Genomic DNA, 13,831 nt, shown 5'->3' with positions numbered 1-13,831 from the left:
CGCACCGGGCGGGCACCCTTTTGGGTGCCCGCCCGGTGTCTGCTTACAGGGGAAGTTCATATGAGCGGGGATAAGTACGCCGCCGGAAGGCGGCGGGGGCGTTCAGCCCCGGCTGCAGGAGCAGGAGGAACCGGAGTCCATCTCCACGGAGACCTGCATATTGGCGGAGCCCCGGGCCATATAGGCCGGCATGGCCACGTAGACGGGGAAGCTGTCCCCGGAGGGGGCGGAGTCCCACGCGGGACGGTCGGGGAAGGAGGGAAGAGTGACGGCTCCGCCGCTCCCGCAGGAGCAGCCGCAGCCACAGGAACAGCCGCAGCAACAGCAGCGGCGGCGGTTGGAACAATTGCACATATGAGTATCCCCCAAAGCAGTTTTGGCGGAGCGGGGACGGCGGCGCCGCCTCCGCCCCACGGTACAGCATATGTCCGCCCGGCCCCGGGGGTGACGGGCAAAAGAGAACCCGCCGCGCAGTGCGCGGCGGGTTACATCCTTTATATCCTTAGAGAGGACGGACGTTGACAGCGCGGAGCTTGCCGGCGTCCTTGGGATCGGGCTCGGTGTCGTAGGACACCTTCTGGCCCTCGGCGAGGGTCTTGAAGCCGTCCACCAGGATGGCGGAGAAGTGGACGAACACGTCGCCGCTGCCGTCGTCGTTGGAGATGAAGCCGAAGCCCTTGGTCTCATTGAACCACTTTACAGTACCCTGATACATGCTGGTACCTCCTGCAAAAAATTTGATCTCTGCGCAAAAGAAAACCCACATTTTCGCTTATCATCATCCAGTGAGCAGACGATGACTTACAAAAATGTGAGTTCAGGTCGTGCATAGAGAAGATCATTACCTATGATAACATCCGCAGGAACGGTTGTCAACAGAAATAAATACCCCTGCCCGGCGGGTGGGACGTCACACCCGTTCCCGGTCCTGATTGGCCGCCAGCAGGGCCCGGACGGTCTCAGGGGAGTAGGAGAGCAGACGGCCGTACTCCCGGGCGATCTGGGTCCGGTTGCCGCCGAAGTAGGCCCGCTCGGCCACCATGGACGCCTTCCGCTCCTTGAGCCGCAGGTACTCCCCCAGCACATGGTCCGCCCGGTAGAAGAGGTAGAGGTACTTCCCACGGGCGGACGAAACGGGAAAGAGGTCGGTGACCAGGGGCGCCTCCTCCGGGTAGCACTTCACCCCGTACTGCCCCGCGATTTTGGCGGCAAAGGGACCCAGCTCCTCCCACTCTGCCCGGCTGTCCACCGGGTGGCTCAGGGCCAGATTCTTCACCCCGGCCCGCACCATCTCGCAAAAGCAGTCCATCACGCCGCAGCGGTAGGAATATGTATCAATTTCGCGCATCGGCCATCCGCCTCCTGTTGCTTGTCTTTTCCATATTACACCAAAAGGCAGGGGAGAACAAGGGAAAAATGGCGTAGGACAGGGGGAGCGCCCCTGTCCTACGCTGAGAAATCCTTATCCGCCATTGGCCCAGCCACGGCTGCGGCCCACGGCCCGGTGCCAGCCGTCCATGAGGGCGGCGCGGCGGCCAGGGTCCATGTCGGGGGTGTAGGTGGTGTCGCAGGCCCAGAGGTGGGTGATCTCCTCCCGGTCCTTCCACACCCCGGTGGCCAGACCGGCCAGATAGGCCGCGCCCAGAGCGGTGGTCTCCCGGATCATGGGCCTGCGGACCTGCCGGTCCAGAATGTCCGCCTGGAACTGCATGAGGAACCGGTCCCGGCTGGCGCCGCCGTCCGCCTTCAGCTGGGTCAGGGGCACGCCGGTGTCTGCCTCCATGGCCCTCACCAGGTCGGCCACCTGGTAGGCGATGGACTCCTGGGCCGCCCGGATGATGTGCTCCCGCCGGGTGCCCCGGGTCAGGCCCACGATGGCGCCACGGGCGTACATGTCCCAGTAGGGGGCGCCCAGGCCGGTGAAGGCGGGCACCAGATACACGCCGCCGTTGTCGGGCACCTTCTGGGCGTAATACTCCGCGTCCCGGCTCTCGGTGAAGAAGCGCATCTCGTCCCGCAGCCACTGGATCACCGCGCCGCCCACAAATACCGAGCCCTCCAGGGCGTACTGCACGCCCCCGTCCAGACCGATGGCAATGGTGGTGAGCAGGCCGTTCTTGCTCTCGCAGGGGGTGGAGCCGGTGTTCATCAGCAGGAAGCAGCCGGTGCCGTAGGTGTTCTTGGCGTCGCCGGGGTTGAAGCAGGTCTGGCCGAAGAGGGCGGCCTGCTGGTCGCCCGCCATGCCCGCGATGGGCACCCGGATGCCCTGAATGTCGGCGTAGCCGTAGACCTCGCTGGAGGAGCGGACCTGGGGCAGCATGGCCCGGGGAATGTCCAGGGCCTGGAGCAGGGTGTCGTCCCAGTCCAGACGGCGGATGTCAAAGAGCATGGTGCGGGAGGCGTTGGTCACGTCGGTGGCGTGGACCGCCCCGCCGGTCAGCTTCCACAGCAGCCAGCTGTCCACCGTGCCGAAGAGAATCTCGCCCCGCTTGGCCTTCTCTCTGGCCCCCTCCACATGGTCCAGAATCCACTTGATTTTGGTGCCCGAGAAGTAGGCGTCGGGGATGAGGCCGGTGACGGACCGGATGTGGTCCCCCAGACCGTCAGCGATGAGCTGGTCCACAATCTCTGCCGTCCGGCGGCACTGCCACACGATGGCATTGTGGATGGGCCGTCCGGTGGTCTTGTCCCACAGAATGGTGGTCTCCCGCTGGTTGGTGATGCCGATGGCCGCCACGTCCGCTGGGGACACTCCGGTCTGGGCGATGACCTCCATCATCACCGCATACTGGGAGGACCAGATCTCCATGGCGTCATGCTCCACCCAGCCCTCCCGGGGGTAGATCTGGGTGAATTCCTTCTGAGAGATGCCCACAATGTTCTGCTCGCTGTCAAAGAGGATGGCGCGGGAGCTGGTGGTACCCTGGTCCAGCGCCAGAATATACTTGCCCATGGCGATGCCTCCTGTCAAGTTGGTGGTCTGTCAGATGGCCCGGGTGGTGATAAAGCTGGCTCCGGTGCCGCACACGTCGGAGAGCACCACCTGGCCCAGCTCCGCCGGTGCGGTCAGGGTCACGCCGTCCAGCGCCGCCGCGGCCGCCCGCACCAGCGCCTTGGGGATGGGCCGGTCGGTCTTGACGGGACAGCGGGGGTGGACGCCGCCCGCGCAGCGCACCGTGGAGGTGACCACCCGGGTGGGGTTGGTCAGCTCTATTCTACCATACTCCGCCCCTCTTGGACAGCCGTTTCCTGTGACGGCGTAATCATGCTCCTCATCCACCTTCAGGCGGCAGCCTCTGGGGCACACGATACAGATTAAATTCTTCATCTTCCGGTCACCTCCTGGACGGATATGGTCAGATGATCCCCGGCCTGGGACAGCAGGGCAGGGGAGAGGGTGATGCGCTCCATCTCGCCGGGGGCCATGTGCCGCCGGGGGAAGGCGGCCAGCTCCTGCCCATCCGAGGACACCACAATCCGGCTGTCCTTAAAAATCCGGCCCACCCGGAAGAACACCCCGCAGCCGTTTTTCGCCCGGTGGGGCCGCAGCCGCTGGGGGACCGTGTAGTTGACACCGTCGCCGGGGGTAATGGTCAGAATTTCCCCGGCTGGCGTGCCGCCGGACAGCACATACTCCGCAGCGGCCTCACCGGCACGGGCGCTCTCGGCAGTGACAAAGTCCACCAGGTCGTGGACGTGGGCGGCGTTGCCGCAGGCAAATACCCCCGGCATGGAGGTCTCCATGTTTTCCTCCACCACTGCGCCGCCGGTGCGGCGGTCCATCTCAATGCCCGCCTGCCGGGTCAGCTCGTTCTCCGGGATGAGCCCCACCGACAGCAGCAGGGTGTCGCAGTCAAAGACCATCTCGGTGCCCGGGATGGGGCGGCGGTGCTCATCCACCTTGGACACCACCACCTGCTCTACCCGGTCCCTGCCCTTGATGTCGGTCACCGTATGGGACAGGTAGAGGGGGATGTTGAAGTCCTCCAGACACTGGACGATGTTCCGGTTCAGGCCGCCCGAGTAGGGCATGACCTCCACGCAGGCCAGCACCTCCGCCCCCTCCAGGGTCATACGCCTGGCCATGATGAGGCCGATGTCTCCGCTGCCCAGAATGACCACCCGCTTGCCGGGCAGCCAGCCCTCCATGTTCACGTACCGCTGGGCGGCCCCGGCGGTGAGCACACCGGCGGGACGGGTGCCCGGGATGGCGATGGCCCCACGGGTCCGCTCCCGGCAGCCCATGGCCAGCACCACCGACTTGGCCTCCTCCACGGCGTAGCCACCGGGGCCCACCATGTGGACCACCGGGCCGGGAGCGATCTCCAGGGCCATTGTCTCCAGGCGCACCTCCACGCCGGTGTCCGAGAGCATTTCGATAAACCGCCCGGCGTACTCCGGGCCAGTCAGCTCCTCTTTGAAATACTGGAGGCCAAAGCCGCTGTGGATGCACTGGTTCAGGATGCCGCCCAGTTCCCTGTCACGCTCCACCAGAAGGATGGACTGCAAGCCCTTCTCCCAGGCGGCGCAGGCGGCCGCCAGACCGGCGGGTCCGCCGCCGATGACAATCAGATCATACATGGCTGTGACCTCCCTTCGTCTCTTCGGCCAGCAGCCAGCTGCCGGTGTTCTCCTGCAGCAGCTTTCTGCCGCCCAGGCCCAGCTCCCGGTCCAGCAGCTCGGCCACTCGTGGGCCGCAGAAGCCGCCCTGACACCGGCCCAGACCGGCCCCCACCCGGCGCTTTACCCCGTCCAGGGAGCGGGGCGGGATGGGGCGGCGGAAGCAGTCCAGAATCTCGCCCTCGGTGATGGTCTCGCACCGGCAGACGATGCGGCCGTACTCCGGCCGGGCGGCCACCAGGGCCGCTTTCTCCGCCGGAGGCAGCTCCTTGAAGCGGATGCGCTTCCGGGAACAGACAAAGTCCGGCTTTTCCTCTAGCTCCAGACCGGCATCGGCCAGCAGCCCGGCGGCATACTCGGCGATGGCGGGGGCGGCGGTGAGACCGGGGGAGCAGATGCCCGCCAGGTCAAAGAACCCGGGAGCCGCCTGTTGGATGATGAAGTCGCCCCGGTCGGTGGCGGAGCGCACCCCCGCGAAGGTGCGGATCACCGCCCCGAAGGCCACCGACGGCACCGAGCGGGCGGCGGTACGGCGGACAAAGTCCAGCCCAGCGGCGGTGGTGGCGGTGTCGTCCCCCTCCACCGGCTCGGCGTTGGGACCGGCCATCAGGTTGCCGTGGACCGTGGGGGTCACCAGCACGCCCTTGCCCAGAGGGCCGGGGCACTGGAAGATGACCCTGCCAACCCGGTCCCCCTCGCTCTTGTCCAGCAGGTAGTACTGGCCCCGGGAGGGACGGAGCAGAAAGTCACGGGGCGCGGCCATCTCATGGACGGCCTGAGCCCCCAGCCCGGCGGCGTTGAGGACGAACCGGCCCTCCACGTCCCCCTGAGTGGTGCGGACCCGCCAGCCCTGCTCCATCCGCTCCAGGCCGGTGACGGCGTGCTCCAGCTTCAGGTGGGCGCCGTTGACCACTGCCGTTTCCGCCAGTGCCAGACAGTACTCCCAGGGGGAGCAGATGGCGGCGGTGGGGGCGTGGAGCACGGCCCGCACCTCGGGGGACAGGTTGGGCTCCAGGGCGCGGGCCGCTTCGCCGGTGAGAATCTCCAGCCCGGCCACGCCGTTGGCCTGACCCCGGCGGAGCAGGGTTTGCAGGGTCCGTTCGTCCTCCTCGGTAAAGGCGGCCACAAAGGAACCGCACCGGCGGTAGGGCACATCCAGCGCCGCGCACAGCTGAGCCGCCAGCTCCGCGCCCCGTACATTGAGCCTGGCCATCAGGGTGCCCGGCTCCGGGTCGTACCCGGCGTGGAGAATGGCGGAGTTGGCCTTGGTGGTGCCGCAGGACACATCGTTGGACCCCTCCAGCACGCAGATGCTCAGCTTGTACCGGGACAGATGGAAGGCCGCCGCTGCGCCGGTGATGCCGCAGCCGATGATAATGACGTCGTACAAAGAAATCCCTCCTGACAAAACAAAAAGAGCGAGACAAAGCCGTCCCCAGCCGGGGACAGGCCCTGTTTCGCTCTCAATCTCATGAAACAACGGGAGATATTCAGTTCAAATGGGCAGAACTACATGTTCCACACCGCCGGGTTGGTGCTGGAGACCGCCATAGCTCCCGCGCCCAGAGCACCGGTCACATCCTCCTTGTCGGAGATGAGCCCGCCGGCGATGACCGGCTTGCCGGTGGAGGTGCAGATTTTGCGGATGATTTTGGGCATCAGCCCCGGCAGCACCTCGATGAGGTCGGCGGCGTCGGGGGAAAAGTGGCGCTCCACGTTGCGCAGTGCCATGGAGTCCAGCAGGAAAATCCGCTGCACCGCCAGCAGGCCCAGCTCCCTGGCCCGGCGGGTCAGGGCGGGGCGGGTGGAGATGACGCCGTCGGCCTCTGTGCTCCGGGCAATGAAGTCCACGGCAATCTCCTTTTGGGCAAGCCCCTCCACCAGGTCCAGGTGGACAAACACTGCTTTTCCTGCGGCGTGACACCGGGCGGCGGCCTCTCCTACGGTGAGGATGTCCCCACAGAGGAGGAAGACCACCGGCACACTGCTCTCCAGGGCGGCGGACAGACCCTCCCCGTTCTTCACGGCGGCAATCACCGGCCCGTCGGCCAGCAGGTCAAACAGCGCCGGTGCGTCCATTCCGCTCCCTCCTCTCAACCAAATAAAAAGGGCGCAAAGCGGCCTTCAGCCACCCTGCGCTTCTCCACAACACTGTGCACAAGTAAGACGGAATCAAGATGCCGCCCTTTGGCAAGATTGATTATACCAGCACGGCTGGAAAAAAGCAAGGGCCTTTTCCCGGGGCATGGGGAGTGGTATAATGGGGGCCAAAGCTCAGCGGAGGAGGGAACGGACATGGAGAAACATCAGATGGACGCCCTGCTGGTCCGGGTGATTGCCCAGGCCAGGGCGGCGGGCATCCCGGTGCCCGAGGGCATCGACCCCCACGTCCGGCTCAACGCCCGTGCGGTGGCCCGGCTGGGCTGCTGCCGCCCGGTATCGGGCGGGTATATCATCGAAATCTCCGCCCGGCTGCTGCCGGCGGGGGAGGAGGCAGTGACGGAGGTCTTGGCCCACGAGGTGCTCCACACCTGCCGGGGCTGCCGCAACCACGGGGAGCGGTGGAAGGGCTATGCCGCCAGAATGAACGCCCGGTGGGGCTACCATATCTCCCGCACCGGCACCTGGGAGGCCATGGGCCTGCCCGAGCAGAAGCCGGCCCGGTACGTGCTGGTGTGTACCCGCTGCGGGGCGGAGTTTGTCCGGGCCAGGGCGTCCAGCGTGGTGCTCCACCCGGAGCGGTACCGCTGCCGCTGCGGCGGTCAGCTGGCACTGAAGCAGGGAGACAAATAGAGAAAAAAAGCGGGTCCCGGCGATACGCCGGGACCCGCTTTGCATATATGAGAGATTAGTGGAGGAAGCCGTTGAGGATGCGCTCCTCCGCCTCCTCCTCGGTGAGGCCCAGAGTCATCAGCTTAGTGATCTGGTCACCGGCGATACGGCCGATGGCCGCCTCGTGGACCAGCTGGGCGTCCACATGGTTGGCGGAGATGGCGGGGATAGAGGAGATCTTGGCGTCGCCCATGATGATGGAATCGCACTGGACATGGCCGAAGCACTTGGCGTTGCCCGTCATGCGGGGGTAGAACACCTGCTGGGAGCTGTCCTGGGCCACCGAGCGGGAGATAACCCGGCCGCTGGCATCCTCGCCGTCCAGGATGATCTCCATGTCGCTCTCGGCGGTCTGGCTGCCGTGGGTGAGCAGCTTCTCGTTGACCACCGCCTCGGCATGGGGACCCACCACAATCTTGGTCTCACGCTTGGTGGAGTCCACGCCCTTGATCTGGGTGGTGTCCAGCTGGATGAAGGCGCCCTCCTCCAGATAGACCACGGTCTGGGGGTTGAGGATGCGCTGACCGGTGCCCTCGCCCTCGCCGTAGTGCTTCTCCACGTACCGCACCCGGGCGTTCTTGCCCACGTAGAAGGTGTGGATGCCGTCGTGCTCGGCGGTCTCGCAGCCGGAATTGTGGATGCCGCAGCCGGCCACAATGTCCACGTCGCAGTCCTCGCCGATATAGAAGTCGTTGTACACCAGGTCCTTCAGGCCGGTCTGGGTGACGATAACCGGGATGTGGACCGACTCGTGCTTGGTGCCGGGGGCGATGTGGATATCAATGCCCGGCTTGTCGCTCTTGGACTCAATGGTGATGTTGGCCGAGTTGGAGCGGCTCTCCAGCTGGCCGTTCTTGCGGATGTTGTAGGCACCCTGGGGGGTGCGCTCCAGGTCTGCGATTTCACGCAGGAGCTGAATATCTACCTGGTTCATGCCTTCACCCCCTCAGTGAGATAGCTGCATCCGGAGATGGTGTTGGCCAGAATTTCGGGGAAAATCTGGTCCTTGGGGCCCTGCTTGACGATCTTGCCGCCGGAGACCATGATGATCTCGTCGGCCAGGTCGATGATCCGCTCCTGGTGGGAGATGACGATGAGGGTGGCGTCCCGGCGGTCGTGGATGTCCCGGAAGGTCTCGGTCAGCCGGGCAAAGGACCACAGGTCAATGCCGGCCTCGGGCTCGTCGAAGATCATCAGGCCGGACTTGCGGGCCAGAATGGTGGCGATCTCAATGCGCTTGACCTCACCGCCGGAGAGGGAGGTGTCCACCTCGCGGTCGATGTAGTCCTTGGCGCACAGGCCCACGCGGGTGAGATACTGGCAGGCCTCGTCCCGGGTCAGCTTGTCGTTGCCGGCGGCCATGGACAGCAGGTCCCGCACCCGCAGGCCCTTGAACCGGGGGGGCTGCTGGAAGCCGTAGCTGATGCCCAGCCGGGCCCGGTCGGTGATGCTCATATGGGTCACGTCCTGGCCGTTCCACAGGATCTGGCCGCCGGTGGGCTCCACAATGCCCATGATGGCCTTGGCCAGGGTGGTCTTGCCGCCGCCGTTGGGGCCGGTGACCACGATAAATTTGTGCTCGGGGATGGTGAGGCTGATGCCCTGGAGAATGCCCAGGGTACGGTCGCCGTCATCCACCTCATAGCGGAGATCGCGAATTTCCAACATATATGTTGACTCCTTTGTAGAGGCAATCCCGCACAATTATGCCTGCGGCCCTGGCTGGCCCTTTTGCCCCAACTGTGCAGTTTGTAAATCTTGAAATACATCCAGTATTCCGGCGATTTTCAAACTTTCATTTGAGACAAAATGACTCAGCCAGTTCTCTTGCCAAATTGCACGGTGCTGCCTAGAGTGTTTGGACAAGTCTGGATATAGTTATACCACTATTTAGCTAGGAAAACAAGAGTTCAATGGGTCGCAATTTTACTTTCCGGTGCATAGTATGGTCTGAAAACGCTGAAATAACAGGAGGAGCGGTCTATGAGCGAGAACAGCAGCCTGGGGCCCGGCCAGTGCGGGGCGGACCGGGAGGTATTTGAGCGGGTTTGGCGGCGGGTGATGCCGGAGGACCGGCCCGACTGCCCCTTTACGCTTTATTCGGAGGAGGAGCAGGCAGCAGTCCAGCCCGCAGAAGAGCGGAAAGCGGAGCTGGTCCCTGTTCCGGCGGAGCAGTCCGGTGGGGACGGAGCGGTGCTCCAGGCCTTTATCGCCGACGAGCTGTCCGACTGGCGGACCTACCAGACCCTGGCCCGGCGGATACCCGGCGGGAACGGCCGGGCGCTGATGGGGGTGGCGGCCGATGAGCGCCGCCACGCCGGACGGCTGTCGGCGGCCTATTTCCTGCTGTCCGGGGTGAAGTTCTGGCCCCCGGCGGAGCCGGAGCTGCCCAAAGAGGGCTGGATGGCCATTCTGCGCCGGCGGTACTGGGCCGAACGGAAGGGTGCGGAGGCCTACCGTACCGCCGCCGGGCGCACCGGGGACAGCGCCCTCCGGGAGCTCTACCTGGAGCTGGCCGGAGATGAGGAGGCCCACGCCGGGGTGATCCGGGGCATCCTGGAGCGGCTGTAAAAACCGCCCCAGGATGGGTCGAGGAGAAGCAGGAAAATTTATAAATAATTCATTCAAAAAAACCTGTGCATATGCTATAATGAAGTTTACAGAATCGGACAAGGGGAAAACTGCCTGCGGAGGGAATTTCGTCGGTCCGAACGTCCGCCCCTGGGGCGGATGGAGATAACAACCAGTTGGAGGGGTCGCCATGAAAAACCGCGTCACAGTCACCATTGCCGGACAGGAGTATACCCTTGTGGCCACCGAGGAGCAGGGCTATGTGGAGAAGGTGGCGCAGCATGTGGACACCCAGATGAAGCAGGTGCTGGAGGGCGCCCGGGTCTCTCTGGTGGACGGCGCGGTGCTCACCGCCGTCAACATCGCCGACGAGTACTTCAAAGAGGTGGAGGCCAGCGAGAACCTGCGCCGCCAGCTCAAGGAGTACCTGGAGGAGGCCACCAAGCTGAAGATGGAGCTGTCCGAGGCCAAGCGGGAGATCTTCAAGCTCCAGAACCAGAAGAAGTAATGAACGCAGAGGGGCCGCCCTCCGGCGGAGTGATTCCGGCGGACCGGCGGCCCTTTTCATTTGTACACAAAAGAACAGACAAGGAGGACGCTATGCTGGAACTGCTGGCCCCCGCCGGCTCTATGGAGGCGGTGACCGCCGCCGTACAGGCCGGCGCAGACGCGGTCTACATGGGATACGGTGACTTTAACGCCCGCCGCAACGCGAAGAATTTCTCCCGGGAGGAATTTGCGGCGGCGGTTTCTTACTGCCATCTGCGGGGGGTGAAGGTGTACCTCACCCTCAACACCCTGCTCACCGACCGGGAGATGCCCGAGGGCGCCCGGCTGGCCGCCGAGGCCGGAGAGATCGGCGTGGATGCGGTGCTGGTCCAGGACCTGGGCATGCTGCGGGTGCTGCGTCAGGCCTCACCCGACCTGCCCGTCCACGCCTCCACCCAGATGACCGTCCACAACCTGGACGGCGTCAAGCTGTGCGCCGACCTGGGCATGACCCGTGTGGTGCTCTCCCGTGAGCTGTCCCGGGACCAGATCGCCTACATCTGCCAGAATTCCCCCATTGAGATTGAGGTCTTCGGCCACGGCGCCCTGTGCATGTGCTACTCCGGCCAGTGCTTCATGTCCTCCATGATCGGCGGCCGGTCGGGCAACCGTGGCCTGTGCGCCCAGCCCTGCCGCCTCAAGTACGGCTGGAACGGCAAGGCCGACGGCAACCCCCTGTCCCTCAAGGACATGTCCATGGCCGGTCACATCCAGGAGCTCAAGCGGATGGGCGTGGCCTGCCTGAAGATTGAGGGCCGCATGAAGCGGCCTGAGTACGTGGCGGTGGTCATCTCCATCTACGCCAAGGCCATCAGGGAGAACCGGGAGCCCACCCCGGAGGAGATTGAGCAGCTCACCGCCGCCTTCTCCCGCCAGGGCTTTACCGACGGGTTCTATCTGGACAAGCAGGGGCCCAACATGTTCGGCGTCCGTGAGGAGACCAGGGAGCCCAAGGAGCTCTTTGCCCAGGCACGGGCCATGTACCAGCGGGAGAATCCCCGTGTGCCCGTCACCTTCTACGCCATGGTCCGTCCCGGCGAGAGCGCCCAGGTGGGCGTGGAGGACAGCGCCGGCCGGGTGGCCACCGTCAAGGGCCCCGTACCCGAGGCCGCCCGCACCCGCGCCATCACCACCGAGCAGGTGGAGGAGCAGCTGGCCAAGACCGGCGGCACCCCCTACCGCTGCGACAAGGTGCGCGCCCTGGTGGAGGACGGGCTGTCCCTGCCCCTGTCCGCCCTCAACGCCATGCGGCGTGAGGTGCTGGAGGACCTGTCCCGCCAGCGCACGGCCCTGCCAGAGCGGCGCAGCGGGGAGTTCCACCCCGGGGCCCGGTACAACAACCGGAAGGAGGCCCCCGAGCTGACCGTGTCCGTCCTCAAGGCCGAGCAGGTCACCGCCGCGCTGATGGAGCAGGACCCCACGCTGGTCTATGTGCCCGCCGGTGAGCTGTACACCCACCCGGAGACCGTGGAGCTGGCCAAGGGCCGGGTGGCCGTCACCCTGCCCCGTGTGGCCTGGGACCGGGAGCGGGACGAGCTGGTCAAGCAGCTGGAGAAGGCCAGGGAGCTGGGAGTCACCGACGCCCTGGTGGGCAACCTGGGCATGCTGCCCATCGCCAAAGAGCTGGGCTTCACCCTTCGGGGCGACTACGGCCTGGAGGTGTACAATGCCCAGGCCCTCAAGGAGCTCAAGAAGATGGGTCTGGTGTCCTGTGCCCTGTCCTTTGAGCTGAAGCTGGCCCAGGTGCGGGACATCTCCAAGCCCATGGACACCGAGCTCATCACCTACGGCCGCCTGCCCCTCATGATCATGGAGAGCTGCGTCATCAAGAACCGGACCGGCCGCTGCAACTGCCACAACGAGAACCTGCTCACCGACCGGAAGGGCAAGCAGTTCCCGGTGGTGAAGGCGCCGGGCTGCCGCAACGAGCTTCTCAACTGCCAAAAACTGTTCCTGGCCGACCGGCAGGGGGACTATCAGCGCATCGGCCTGTGGGCCCAGCGGCTCATGTTCACCACCGAGACCCCCGACGAGTGCGCCCGGGTGGCTGCCCGGTACCGGGGGACGGGTGACTGGACCCCCGGCGAGTACACCAGAGGCCTGTACTACCGGGACGTGGAGTAAAGGGAAACCACTGTCCGGGTATAATAAACACATCAAAACATGAGGGCGGCAGCCCTCCGGAGGCAATATGAATCTGAAAATCAAGTATGTATCCCCGAAAATCGGGAAGGAGATCCCCGCGCCCTTTTACGCCAGCGCCGGCGCGGCCGCCATGGACCTGTGCGCCTGCGTGGACGAGCCGGTGACGGTGGAGCCCAGGGCCCTGGTGTCCATCCCCACCGGCATCGCCATCGCCCTGCCCTCCGCGGAGTATGTGGCCCTGGTGTTCGCCCGCTCCGGCCTGGGCATCAAGCACGGCATCACCCTCTCCAACGGTGTGGGCGTCATTGACAGCGACTACCGGGGAGAGATCCGGGTGGGCCTCACCAACCTGTCCGACACGGCCTACACCGTCGCCCCCGGCGACCGCATCGCCCAGCTGGCGGTGATGCCGGTGGTCCAGGCCCAGCTGGAGGTGTGCGACAGCCTGGACGAGACCGAGCGGGGCCAGGGCGGCTTCGGCTCCACCGGAAAGTAAAAAGGAGTATCAGAACATGAAGATTATTCTCGCGTCCCAGTCCCCCCGGCGGAAGGAACTGCTGGAGCGGATGGGCATCCGGGACTTTGAGACCATCTCTCCCAATGTGGACGAGAGCGCCTTCCACGGCCTGCCCCCCGAGGAGCTGGTCCGCCGCCTGTCCGCCGAGAAGGCGGCCGCTGTGGCCGGCAAGGTGGGAGAGGACGCCATCGTCATCGCCGCCGACACGGTGGTGGCCCTGGAGGGGGCCGTACTGGGCAAGCCTGCCGACGAGCTGGACGCCTTCAAGATGCTCTCCGCCCTATCCGGCGTGCGCCATCAGGTGTACACCGGCGTCACCGTGTGCCGTGGCGGGGAAAAGCAGACCGCCCACGAGGTCACCGACGTCACCTTCCGCGAGCTGAGCGAGCGGGAGATTGAGGACTATATCGCCACCGGCGAGCCCATGGACAAGGCCGGCGCCTACGGCATCCAGGGATACGGCGCTCTGCTCATCCAGGGCATCAGCGGCGACTACTACAACGTGATGGGCCTGCCGGTATGCCGCCTGAGCGGCATGCTCTCCCGCTTCGGGGTGGACTGCCTCAAACTGGCCGCCCAGAGGTAAGAAACCCATCT

16 protein-coding genes are annotated in these 13,831 nt (G+C 65.3%); 6 read left to right on the top strand and 10 right to left on the bottom strand.

Annotated features, from left to right (window positions below):
- Positions 1–102: 102 nt before the first annotated feature.
- The 8 genes from ACOX7T_RS07820 to ACOX7T_RS07785 all read right to left on the bottom strand — a co-directional run bounded on the left by ACOX7T_RS07820 (position 103) and on the right by ACOX7T_RS07785 (position 6,699).
- Positions 103–354, bottom strand: a complete 252-nt coding sequence (locus tag ACOX7T_RS07820; RefSeq protein WP_433441521.1) for a hypothetical protein — start codon at positions 352–354, stop codon at positions 103–105.
- A 148-nt stretch (positions 355–502) separates the two neighbouring features.
- A complete protein-coding gene (locus ACOX7T_RS07815; RefSeq protein WP_006571247.1) occupies positions 503–715 on the bottom strand; it encodes a cold-shock protein in 213 nt (70 codons plus the stop codon).
- Between the two features lie 195 nt (positions 716–910).
- Positions 911–1,348, bottom strand: coding sequence for a hypothetical protein (locus tag ACOX7T_RS07810; RefSeq protein ID WP_433441519.1), 438 nt, complete (start codon positions 1,346–1,348; stop codon positions 911–913).
- 114 nt (positions 1,349–1,462) lie between these two features.
- Positions 1,463–2,953: a glycerol kinase GlpK gene (gene glpK / locus ACOX7T_RS07805; protein ID WP_433441517.1), complete on the bottom strand. Its 1,491-nt coding sequence runs from the start codon at positions 2,951–2,953 to the stop codon at positions 1,463–1,465.
- Positions 2,954–2,983: 30 nt separating this feature from the next.
- A complete protein-coding gene (locus tag ACOX7T_RS07800; protein WP_433441515.1) occupies positions 2,984–3,328 on the bottom strand; it encodes a DUF1667 domain-containing protein in 345 nt (114 codons plus the stop codon).
- Positions 3,325–4,581: an NAD(P)/FAD-dependent oxidoreductase gene (locus ACOX7T_RS07795; RefSeq protein WP_433441513.1), complete on the bottom strand. Its 1,257-nt coding sequence runs from the start codon at positions 4,579–4,581 to the stop codon at positions 3,325–3,327. The genes ACOX7T_RS07800 and ACOX7T_RS07795 overlap by 4 nt, the downstream gene beginning before the upstream one ends.
- On the bottom strand, positions 4,574–6,010 hold the full coding sequence (locus ACOX7T_RS07790) for an NAD(P)/FAD-dependent oxidoreductase (RefSeq protein ID WP_433441511.1): 1,437 nt from the start codon (positions 6,008–6,010) through the stop codon (positions 4,574–4,576). Before ACOX7T_RS07790 ends, ACOX7T_RS07795 begins: the two co-directional genes overlap by 8 nt.
- Positions 6,011–6,129: 119 nt before the next feature.
- Positions 6,130–6,699, bottom strand: coding sequence for a glycerol-3-phosphate responsive antiterminator (locus ACOX7T_RS07785; RefSeq protein WP_433441509.1), 570 nt, complete (start codon positions 6,697–6,699; stop codon positions 6,130–6,132).
- A 216-nt stretch (positions 6,700–6,915) separates the two neighbouring features.
- On the opposite strand from ACOX7T_RS07785, the gene ACOX7T_RS07780 reads away from it, so the two are divergent.
- Entirely contained in the window at positions 6,916–7,413 is a 498-nt protein-coding gene (locus ACOX7T_RS07780; RefSeq protein ID WP_433441507.1) for a SprT-like domain-containing protein, read from the top strand.
- Between the two features lie 55 nt (positions 7,414–7,468).
- On the opposite strand, the gene ACOX7T_RS07775 is transcribed toward ACOX7T_RS07780, so the two are convergent.
- Complete coding sequence (locus ACOX7T_RS07775; RefSeq protein ID WP_006571237.1) at positions 7,469–8,386, bottom strand: SufB/SufD family protein; 918 nt, start codon at positions 8,384–8,386, stop codon at positions 7,469–7,471.
- On the bottom strand, positions 8,383–9,120 hold the full coding sequence (locus ACOX7T_RS07770) for an ABC transporter ATP-binding protein (protein WP_006571236.1): 738 nt from the start codon (positions 9,118–9,120) through the stop codon (positions 8,383–8,385). Before ACOX7T_RS07770 ends, ACOX7T_RS07775 begins: the two co-directional genes overlap by 4 nt.
- Before the next feature lie 315 nt (positions 9,121–9,435).
- Here ACOX7T_RS07770 and ACOX7T_RS07765 point away from each other — a divergent pair, with 315 nt between their 5' ends.
- The 5 genes from ACOX7T_RS07765 (at position 9,436) to ACOX7T_RS07745 (ending at position 13,820) form a co-directional block, all read left to right on the top strand.
- Positions 9,436–10,023: a rubrerythrin gene (locus ACOX7T_RS07765; protein ID WP_433441504.1), complete on the top strand. Its 588-nt coding sequence runs from the start codon at positions 9,436–9,438 to the stop codon at positions 10,021–10,023.
- Between the two features lie 190 nt (positions 10,024–10,213).
- Positions 10,214–10,531, top strand: a complete 318-nt coding sequence (locus tag ACOX7T_RS07760; protein ID WP_433441502.1) for a cell division protein ZapA — start codon at positions 10,214–10,216, stop codon at positions 10,529–10,531.
- Between the two features lie 92 nt (positions 10,532–10,623).
- Positions 10,624–12,696 (top strand): DUF3656 domain-containing U32 family peptidase, encoded by a 2,073-nt coding sequence (locus ACOX7T_RS07755; protein ID WP_433441500.1) that lies wholly within the window; start codon positions 10,624–10,626, stop codon positions 12,694–12,696.
- A 67-nt stretch (positions 12,697–12,763) separates the two neighbouring features.
- Positions 12,764–13,213: a dUTP diphosphatase gene (gene dut / locus ACOX7T_RS07750; protein ID WP_006571230.1), complete on the top strand. Its 450-nt coding sequence runs from the start codon at positions 12,764–12,766 to the stop codon at positions 13,211–13,213.
- 16 nt (positions 13,214–13,229) lie between these two features.
- Positions 13,230–13,820 (top strand): Maf family protein, encoded by a 591-nt coding sequence (locus tag ACOX7T_RS07745; protein WP_433441498.1) that lies wholly within the window; start codon positions 13,230–13,232, stop codon positions 13,818–13,820.
- Positions 13,821–13,831 lie beyond the last annotated feature (11 nt).

The organism is Pseudoflavonifractor sp., from assembly GCF_050943825.1.
Lineage (GTDB): Bacteria > Bacillota > Clostridia > Oscillospirales > Oscillospiraceae > Pseudoflavonifractor.
This window is presented reverse-complemented; position numbering and strand designations above follow the sequence as displayed.